This is a genomic window from Pseudomonas sp. SDO5532_S415 (assembly GCF_054071155.1).
In genome coordinates this window covers 1-9,479 of the sequence record NZ_JBSVWS010000198.1, presented here as the reverse complement: position 1 = coordinate 9,479, position 9,479 = coordinate 1, and the positions used below count along the sequence as shown (strand labels likewise).

Annotated in this window: 7 protein-coding genes; all 7 read left to right on the top strand. The window is 59.9% G+C overall.

What is annotated here, in order from left to right; all coding sequences use genetic code 11:
• The first annotated feature begins 172 nt into the window (after positions 1-172).
• The 7 genes from ACW9HW_RS26635 (at position 173) to ACW9HW_RS26605 (ending at position 9,418) form a co-directional block, all read left to right on the top strand.
• A complete protein-coding gene (locus ACW9HW_RS26635; RefSeq protein WP_095194605.1) occupies positions 173-1,171 on the top strand; it encodes a phosphate ABC transporter substrate-binding protein PstS in 999 nt (332 codons plus the stop codon).
• A gap of 252 nt (positions 1,172-1,423) precedes the next feature.
• Positions 1,424-3,706, top strand: a complete 2,283-nt coding sequence (locus tag ACW9HW_RS26630) for an ABC transporter permease subunit (protein ID WP_457402272.1) — start codon at positions 1,424-1,426, stop codon at positions 3,704-3,706.
• Positions 3,707-3,721: 15 nt separating this feature from the next.
• On the top strand, positions 3,722-5,392 hold the full coding sequence (gene pstA / locus ACW9HW_RS26625; RefSeq protein WP_095194607.1) for a phosphate ABC transporter permease PstA: 1,671 nt from the start codon (positions 3,722-3,724) through the stop codon (positions 5,390-5,392).
• A gap of 115 nt (positions 5,393-5,507) precedes the next feature.
• A complete protein-coding gene (gene pstB, locus ACW9HW_RS26620) occupies positions 5,508-6,341 on the top strand; it encodes a phosphate ABC transporter ATP-binding protein PstB (protein WP_008064516.1) in 834 nt (277 codons plus the stop codon).
• A gap of 111 nt (positions 6,342-6,452) precedes the next feature.
• Complete coding sequence (gene phoU / locus ACW9HW_RS26615) at positions 6,453-7,214, top strand: phosphate signaling complex protein PhoU (protein ID WP_095194608.1); 762 nt, start codon at positions 6,453-6,455, stop codon at positions 7,212-7,214.
• A gap of 167 nt (positions 7,215-7,381) precedes the next feature.
• Positions 7,382-8,299, top strand: coding sequence for a response regulator (locus ACW9HW_RS26610; RefSeq protein ID WP_457402270.1), 918 nt, complete (start codon positions 7,382-7,384; stop codon positions 8,297-8,299).
• Positions 8,300-8,521: 222 nt separating this feature from the next.
• The gene (locus ACW9HW_RS26605; protein WP_457402268.1) at positions 8,522-9,418 is read left to right on the top strand and encodes a peptidoglycan DD-metalloendopeptidase family protein; all 897 of its coding nucleotides are present in this window, start codon (positions 8,522-8,524) and stop codon (positions 9,416-9,418) included.
• The last annotated feature ends 61 nt before the right edge of the window (positions 9,419-9,479 follow it).

Genomic DNA, 9,479 nt, shown 5'->3' with positions numbered 1-9,479 from the left:
ATGCATTCCAATGTGGGAGCCAGCCTGCTGGCGATTGGAGCGCCATGAATCATCCAGGAAAAACTCGAATACTGGCCTTTCATCCAATTGTCATATTTCAGCCATAGAGTGTTCACACGGCCTGCTGATACTTGGCCCCGACTTAACACACCCTATCTGCTAGGAGTAAGGCATGAAACTGAAGCGTTTGATGGCGGCAATGACTTTTGTCGCTGCTGGCGTTGCGACTGCCAACGCGGTTGCCGCTGTTGACCCTGCTATCCCGAGCTACACCAAGACCACTGGTGTGTCGGGCAACCTGTCCAGCGTCGGCTCCGATACCCTGGCCAACCTCATGACCCTCTGGGCTGAGAACTACAAAAAAGAATACCCGAACGTAAACATCCAGATTCAGGCCGCCGGCTCCGCCACTGCGCCACCTGCGCTGACTGAAGGCACCTCCAACCTGGGCCCGATGAGCCGCAAGATGAAGGACACCGAACTGGCTGCCTTCGAGCAGAAGTACGGCTACAAGCCAACCGCAATCCCGGTTGCCGTGGACGCCCTGGCTGTATTCGTGCACAAGGACAACCCGATCCAGCACCTGACCATGGAACAGGTTGACTCGATTTTCTCGTCCACTCGTCTGTGCGGCGCTAAAACCGACGTGAAAACCTGGGGTGACCTGGGCGTGACCGGTGACCTGGCCAACAAGCCGGTTCAACTGTTTGGTCGTAACTCGGTATCCGGCACCTACGGCTACTTCAAGGAAGAAGCCCTGTGCAAAGGCGACTTCAAGCCAAACGTCAACGAACAACCAGGCTCGGCTTCGGTCGTGCAGTCGATCAGCTCCTCGCTGAACGGCATCGGTTACTCGGGCATCGGCTACAAAACCGCTAGCGTGAAGACGGTGGCCCTGGCCAAGAAAGGCAGCACCGACTTCATCGAAGACACCGAAGAAAACGCCCTGAACGGCAAGTACCCGCTGTCGCGCTTCCTGTACGTTTACGTCAACAAGGCCCCGAACAAGCCTCTGGCCCCGCTGGAAGCCGAGTTCGTGAAACTGGTTCTGTCCAAGCAGGGCCAGGAAGTTGTAGTGAAAGACGGCTACATCCCACTGCCAGCCAAGGTTGCTGCAAAAGCACTGGCTGACCTGGGTCTGCAGGAAGGTAACAACGTAGCAAAAAAGTAAAACCCTAGGTCCGGAGTTCACTCCGGACCTGTGTAGGAGCGAGCTTGCTCGCGATGGAAGTCGAGCCACAGAAAATGTGTCTGAATGTTCCATCTTCGCGAGCAAGCTCGCTCCTACAACGGCTCAGGGTTGCCATTTCCGGCAACCCGGCCCTCCCAAATTCTCTGTCCACTGCCAGTTCCCGCTGGCGGCGGATTTGTTGCGTCACTGCACTGTCATCTTTCTGTCATACAGGATCGCTAGGGTGTGCGAATGAATGATCTGGCCAATTCCACAATGACTACAAATCCCCCCAAGCGAATTGATTTCAATACGCCTGAGCTACAACGCAAGCGCCGCATTCGCGCGCTCAAGGATCGCCTGACTCGCTGGTACGTCCTCGTGGGCGGGCTCGCCGTTCTGGCGGCGATCACGCTGATTTTCTTCTTCCTTGCCTACGTGGTCATGCCCCTGTTTCAGGGTGCCAGCCTGACTGCCAAGGACGCCATCACGCCTGCCTGGATGCAAGATGCCGGCAAGCCGTTGATGTTTTCCCTTGAAGAGCAGAACCAGGTCGCCATGCGGGTTTCCGACAAGGGCCAGGCACTGTTCTTCGATATCGACAGTGGCGCTGAACTCAAGCGCGTTGATCTGCCGGTTCCTGCAGGCGCCAGCGTAACGTCCATCGGCGAAGATCAACCCGGTCACCCGCTGGTCGCCGTGGGTTTTTCCAACGGTCAGGCCCTGGTGTTCCGTCACACGTATAAAGTCAGCTATCCGGACGGCAAGAAAACCATCTCGCCGGCCATCGAATACCCTTACGGCGAAACCCCGATCGCGCTGAACGAAACCGGCGGTGCGCTGGAGCATGTCAGCCTCAACGCCAACGATTCGACCCTGATGCTGGTCGGTTCCACCGGTTCGCAACTCAATGTTCTGTCGCTGACCAGCGAAGAAAACATGATGACCGGCGAGATCACCAACGAGCAGAAGCGTATCGATCTGCCGCAAATGACCGAGCCGGTGAAGAACATCTTCGTCGACCCGCGCCAGCAATGGCTGTATGTGGTCAACGGTCGTGCCCAGGCCGACGTGTTCAGCCTGCGCGACAAGAGCCTCAACGGACGCTACAAACTGCTGGAAAACGGTGACGCTGAAATTACCGCCAGTACTCAGCTCGTAGGCGGCATCTCGCTGATCCTCGGTGATTCCAAAGGTGGCCTGGCCCAGTGGTTCATGGCGCGCGATCCGGATGGCGAACAGCGCCTGAAGCAAATCCGCACCTTCCAGATGGGCACCACGCCAATCGTGGAAATCACCGCCGAAGAGCGCCGCAAGGGCTTCGTCGCCCTGGATGCTTCCGGCAAGCTTGGCGTGTTCCACAGTACCGCCCACCGCACCTTGCTGGTGGACCAGGTGGTCGAAGGCCAAGGCCTGTTCGGCCTGTCGCCACGGGCCAACCGCGTGATCGTGGAGCAGGGCGGCAAACTGCAACCGTTGCTGCTGGAAAACCCGCATCCGGAAGTGTCGTGGAGCGCGTTGTGGAGCAAGGTCTGGTACGAGAACTACGACGAGCCTAAATACGTCTGGCAATCGACTGCCGCCAACACCGACTTCGAACCGAAGCTGAGCCTGTCCCCGCTGACGTTCGGCACCCTGAAAGCTGCGTTCTACGCCATGCTGCTGGCCGCGCCTCTGGCTGTCGCCGCTGCGATCTACACCGCGTACTTCATGGCCCCGGGCATGCGCCGCAAGGTCAAGCCGGTGATCGAACTGATGGAAGCAATGCCGACGGTGATCCTCGGATTCTTCGCCGGTCTGTTCCTCGCGCCGTATGTGGAAGGGCATCTGCCGGGCATCTTCAGCCTGCTGATGTTGTTGCCGATCGGCATTCTGGTCGCCGGTTTCACCTTCAGCCGCCTGCCTGAGTCGATCCGCCTGAAAGTCCCTGACGGCTGGGAAAGTGCCCTGCTGATTCCGGTGATCATGTTCGTCGGCTGGCTCTCGCTGTACATGAGCCCGTACATGGAGAACTGGTTCTTCGGCGGCGACATGCGGATGTGGATCTCCCACGACCTGGGCATCACCTACGACCAGCGCAACGCACTGGTGGTCGGTCTGGCCATGGGCTTTGCGGTGATCCCGAACATCTACTCCATTGCCGAAGACGCCGTGTTCAGCGTACCGCGTGGCCTGACCCTCGGTTCCCTGGCCCTCGGTGCCACGCCGTGGCAGACCATGACCCGCGTGGTGATTCTTACCGCCAGCCCGGGCATCTTCTCGGCGCTGATGATCGGCATGGGCCGCGCGGTGGGTGAAACCATGATCGTGCTGATGGCCACCGGCAACACCCCGGTCATGGAAATGAACCTGTTCGAAGGCCTGCGCACCCTGGCGGCCAACGTCGCGGTGGAAATGCCGGAGTCGGAAGTCGGCGGCAGCCACTACCGCGTGCTGTTCCTCTCGGCGCTGGTGCTGCTGTTGTTCACCTTCATCATGAACACCCTCGCGGAACTGATTCGTCAGCGTCTGCGCAAGAAATACTCGTCGCTTTAAGAAAGGTAGAAGTCTGTGAAACAGAACTCCCTGAAAGGATGGTTCAAGAGCGGCGCCCCGGGCGTCTGGATCAGCGGTGGCGCGGTGTCCATCGCGGTCATCATGACCATTGGCCTGTTGGCGGTGATTGCCGTGCGCGGTCTGGGTCACTTCTGGCCGGCGGATCTGGTGCATGCCAGCTACGATGTGCCGGGCCAGGCCAATCACCTGGTCATCGGCGAAGTGGTACAGAAGGAAGAAGTGCCGCGCGCGCGCCTGAAAAGCGCTGGCCTGCCGGTGCCGGATGAAGGCCCGGAGTTCATGACCCGTGAGCTGATCAAGGTCGGCAACCGTGACCTGAACGGCACCGACTTCACCTGGATCGTTGGCGAGTGGCTGACCAATCAGAAAAACCCGGTCGAATTGATGGCGCTGGAGCGTCGCGAGTGGGGCAACTTCTACGGTTACCTGGTCAACGTCAAACAGGACGGCAAGGTGATCGCCGAAGGCGAAGCTGCCTGGCCCGAGCTGCAAGCGCGGATCAACCGCGTGAATCAGCTGGCCGCGCAACTCAAGACTTTGGAAAAGGTCGACATCGGCGCGATCAACGCCGGTCTCGAGCGCATCCGCCTGCACAGCCGCAAACTGGAACTGGAAGGCAAGCTTGATCCAGCCGCGCAAGCGGACATGGAGTCCGAGCGCGCCGAACTCAATGCCCGTTATCAGGACATCGAGGCCCGTCTGGGCGATCTGCACGCGCAGTTCAACCGCGACAGCCTGACCGCCCGTGATGCCAATGGCAAAGAAATCGAAATCAGCCTCGGTAAAGTGGTTCACGCCTATCAGCCGAACGCCATGGGCACCTTCACCAAGATTGGTTTCTACTTCAGCAAGGTGTGGGAATTCCTCAGCGATGACCCGCGTGAAGCGAACACCGAAGGCGGGATTTTCCCGGCGATCTTCGGCACCGTGATGATGACCCTGATCATGGCGATGATCGTGACCCCGTTTGGCGTGCTGGCGGCGGTGTACCTGCGTGAATACGCCAAGCAGAACACCCTGACCCGGGTGATCCGCATCGCGGTGAACAACCTGGCGGGCGTTCCGGCCATCGTTTATGGCGTGTTCGGTCTGGGCTTCTTCGTCTATGTGCTGGGTGGCTCGCTCGACCGTCTGTTCTTCCCTGAGGCCTTGCCGGCGCCGACCTTCGGTACGCCGGGTCTGCTGTGGGCTTCGTTGACCCTGGCGCTGCTGGCGGTGCCGGTGGTGATCGTGGCCACCGAAGAGGGGCTGGCGCGGATTCCTCGCACCGTGCGTGAAGGTTCGTTGGCCCTCGGCGCGACCAAGGCCGAAACCTTGTGGAAGATCGTGCTGCCGATGGCCAGCCCGGCGATGATGACCGGCATGATCCTCGCCGTGGCCCGCGCCGCGGGTGAAGTGGCGCCGCTGATGCTGGTGGGTGTGGTGAAACTGGCGCCGTCGCTGCCGGTGGACGGCAACTACCCGTACCTGCACCTGGACCAGAAGATCATGCACCTGGGCTTCCATATTTATGACGTCGGCTTCCAGAGCCCGAACGTCGAAGCCGCGCGGCCGCTGGTATACGCCACAGCGCTGTTGCTGGTGTTGGTGATTGCGACATTGAACCTGTCGGCCGTTTATATCCGTAACCACCTGCGCGAGAAGTACAAGGCGCTGGATAGCTGATTGATAAGCCACAAGCGGCAAGCTACAAGCGGCAAGTAAATGCTGCATGCCGCTTTTGCTCAAAAACTTGCAGCTTGCAGCTAGAAGCTTGCAGCTACGAACGGAGTGAGACCCCATGCAGCACGAAGCACATACCCACGGCATCAACATGTCGGCCCTGGGTCGCGACAAACAGAGCCTGAGCCTCGAGCAGGAAACCGTGGCCATTGAAGTGCCGGGCCTGAGCCTGTTCTACGGCGATAAACAAGCGCTGTACGACGTCAGCATGAACATCCCGAAACAGCGCGTGACCGCCTTCATCGGCCCGTCCGGCTGCGGCAAGTCCACGCTGCTGCGTACGTTCAACCGCATGAACGACCTGGTCGATGGCTGCCGTGTCGAAGGCGCGATCAACCTGTACGGCAACAACATCTACCGCAAGGGCGAAGACGTGGCGGAGCTGCGTCGTCGTGTCGGCATGGTGTTCCAGAAGCCGAACCCGTTCCCGAAAACCATCTACGAGAACGTGGTCTACGGCCTGCGTATCCAGGGCATCAACAAAAAGCGTGTACTCGACGAAGCCGTTGAGTGGGCGTTGAAAGGCGCGGCGCTGTGGGACGAAGTCAAGGACCGTCTGCACGAGTCGGCACTGGGACTGTCCGGTGGTCAGCAGCAACGTCTGGTGATTGCCCGCACCATCGCCGTGGAACCGGAAGTGCTGCTGCTCGACGAACCTTGCTCGGCACTCGACCCGATCTCGACGCTGAAAGTCGAAGAGCTGATCTACGAGCTGAAATCCAAGTTCACCATCGTCATCGTGACCCACAACATGCAGCAGGCCGCGCGGGTTTCCGACTACACGGCGTTCATGTACATGGGCAAACTGGTGGAGTTCGGCGACACCGACACCCTGTTCACCAATCCGGCGAAGAAGCAGACCGAAGACTACATCACCGGGCGGTACGGCTAGCCGTACAGCTGCAAGCCGCAAGCTTCAAGCGGCAAGTAAGAGCGGTTCGAGTACGACACAAAACAGCTTGCAGCTTGTAGCTTGCAGCTCACAGCTATCGCGGAGCAAAAGATGATTTCGAAGGAAGGCTTAACCCATCACATCTCCCAGCAGTTCAACGCTGAGCTTGAGGAAGTGCGCAGCCACCTCCTGGCCATGGGCGGGCTGGTCGAGAAGCAGGTCAACGACGCGGTGACCGCGCTGATCGAGGCCGACTCCGGCCTGGCCCAGCAGGTGCGCGAGATCGACGACCAGATCAACCAGATGGAACGTAACATCGACGAAGAATGCCTGCGCATTCTGGCCCGTCGCCAGCCGGCGGCATCCGACTTGCGCCTGATCATCAGCATCTCCAAGTCGGTGATCGACCTGGAGCGCATCGGTGATGAAGCGACCAAGATCGCCCGTCGCGCCATTCAGCTGTGCGAAGAAGGTGAAGCGCCACGCGGTTACGTCGAGGTGCGCCACATTGGCGACCAGGTCCGCAACATGGTGCGCGATGCCCTGGACGCCTTTGCCCGTTTCGACGCCGACCTGGCGTTGTCGGTGGCGCAGTACGACAAGATCATTGATCGCGAATACAAGACTGCCCTGCGTGAGCTGGCGACCTACATGATGGAAGACCCACGCTCTATCTCGCGGGTCTTGAGCATCATCTGGGTGCTGCGTTCGCTGGAGCGCATCGGTGACCATGCGCGCAATATTTCGGAACTGGTGATTTACCTGGTGCGCGGCACTGACGTGCGTCACCTGGGCCTTAAACGCATGAAGGAAGAAGTTGAGGGAACAAGTGGCGAAACCGCTAATGTTCCGGGCAAAGCTGACGATAAGTAAGGTTGCCCCAGGACGCGCCCGGCCCTTTGGCCGGGCGTTTTTGTTTGTGGCTTACGAATTCGAAAAGCAGCACCCGCGAACGAAAAGTGCCGGCGTGACTGAAGGTTTTTGGCAAAGTGCCATCAGCAAAGCGGTATGCTTGCCGGGATTTTTTAAAGGGGTTATGGATGAGTAAGGTCAGTGTATTGGTCGTGGACGATGCCTCGTTCATTCGTGACCTGGTAAAAAAATGCCTGCGTAACTATTTCCCGGGCATGCGGATCGAAGACGCCGTCAACGGCAGGAAGGCTCAGGCCCTGCTGGCTCGGGAAGCGTTCGACCTGGTTCTGTGCGACTGGGAAATGCCGGAAATGTCCGGCCTGGAACTGCTGACCTGGTGCCGCGAGCAGGACAGCCTCAAAAGCATGCCGTTCGTCATGGTGACCAGCCGTGGCGACAAAGAGAACGTCGTCCAGGCGATCCAGGCCGGGGTATCCGGTTATGTCAGCAAGCCATTCACCAACGAGCAATTGATCACCAAGGTCAAGCAGGCGCTGCACAAGGTCGGCAAGCTGGACTCCTTGATGAACACCGCCAATACCAAAACCAGCTCGGCATTCGGCAATGACTCGCTCAATGCATTGACCGGTGGCAAGGCCGCCGTGGTGGCGCCCACTGCACCGGCGCCTGCTGCGGCAGCCGCTCCAGCCCGTGGCTTGCTCAACAGCCCACCGGTCAAGGCCCCGGTAGCCGCTGCGGCCGCCGTGGGAGGGCGTGGCCAGGGTCAACTGCGCTTGCCGAACGGCATTCAGCAATGCGTGATCAAGGCCCTGAGCCTCAAGGAAGCGCTGCTGGTGGTCAAACGTGCCGACACCCTGCCGCAAGTGCTCGACAGCGCCGTACTCGACCTGGAGCAGGGCGACAACGCCGAAACGGCGCGCCTGAACGGCTACCTGCACGCCATCGTCGCCCACGAGCAGAAACCTGACAGCGAATGGTTGCAACTGACCTTCCGCTTCGTCGATCAGGATGCGCAGAAGCTTGATTACATCTCCCGATTGATTGCCCGGGGCACGGCGCAGAAGCACTTTATTCCGGGCGCTTGATCCCGTATCGCCTGTTAGTCAGCCTTCGCGGGCAAGCCCGCTCCCGCAGGATTGCCGCTGAACCTGTGGGAGCGGGCTTGCTCCGGGCGGCGTTCCGACGAAGGGGCCATCACCTGCACCACACATCACCCTGATCCACCCATCTTGAAACATCTGCCGACTACCCGGGTCCATTGCAGCTGCTAGGCTCCTTCCCAGGCCTTACTCGACAGAACCCTGCCCATGTACGCGCGCCTGCTGTATTTCTGTAGTCTTTTCATGGCATCCACCTCGGCTGTGGCCATGACGATCTACACGTCCACCGACGCCAATGGCGTGGTCTCCTACAGCGATCGCCCCATCAAGGGCGCCAAGGTGTTCGTCTTTCGCGATCGCATGGACGAGCACCTGGAGCGTCAGGTGTACCTCGATATCAAGAAGCTCAAAGGCATGGACAGCGTGTTTGTGCGCAATGACCTGTATGCGCCGGTAGAGATCGAACTGAGTTTTGCCGGCCTGAACAACGTCAGCGGCGCACCGAGTCGGCCGATCCGTCGGGTGATGCCCGCACGCAGCAGCATTCGTCTGGCGCTGCTCAAGGCCAGCCGCCCCGGAAAGCCGCTGGTGTATACCCCAAGGTTCGAATACTCCCTGGGCGACCCGTCAGGAGCCGCCATGGTCTATCGCTATCCGCTGCCTTGGCGAGGTGGGCCGTTTCGCCTGAGTCAGGGTGCCAATGGCCAGTACAGCCACTATGGGCCGAAGAACCGTTACGCCATGGACATCGCCATGCCCGTGGGCACGCCAATCGTCGCCGCCCGTGGCGGAGTCGTGGTGAAAACCGAAAACCGCCAGACCGGACGCGGCACCGACCCGTCGGGCAATTTCGTACGGGTGCTGCACGATGACGGCACCATGGGCGTGTATCTGCACCTGAAAAAGGGCTCGGTCAGTGTTCGCGAGGGGCAGCGGGTGGGAGTGGGTAGTGCGCTGGCACTGTCAGGCAATACCGGCAACAGCAGCGGGCCGCATCTGCACTTCGCGGTGCAGCGCAATACCGGGATGGGGCTGGTGTCGATACCGTTCCGGTTCAATCAGCCGGTGGGGGCGTTACCCAACTTTGCGTTGGGCAAACAATGAGGTGTTGTTTGAGCTGACGCCTTCGCGAGCAGGCTCGCTCCCACATTGGAATGCATTCCAA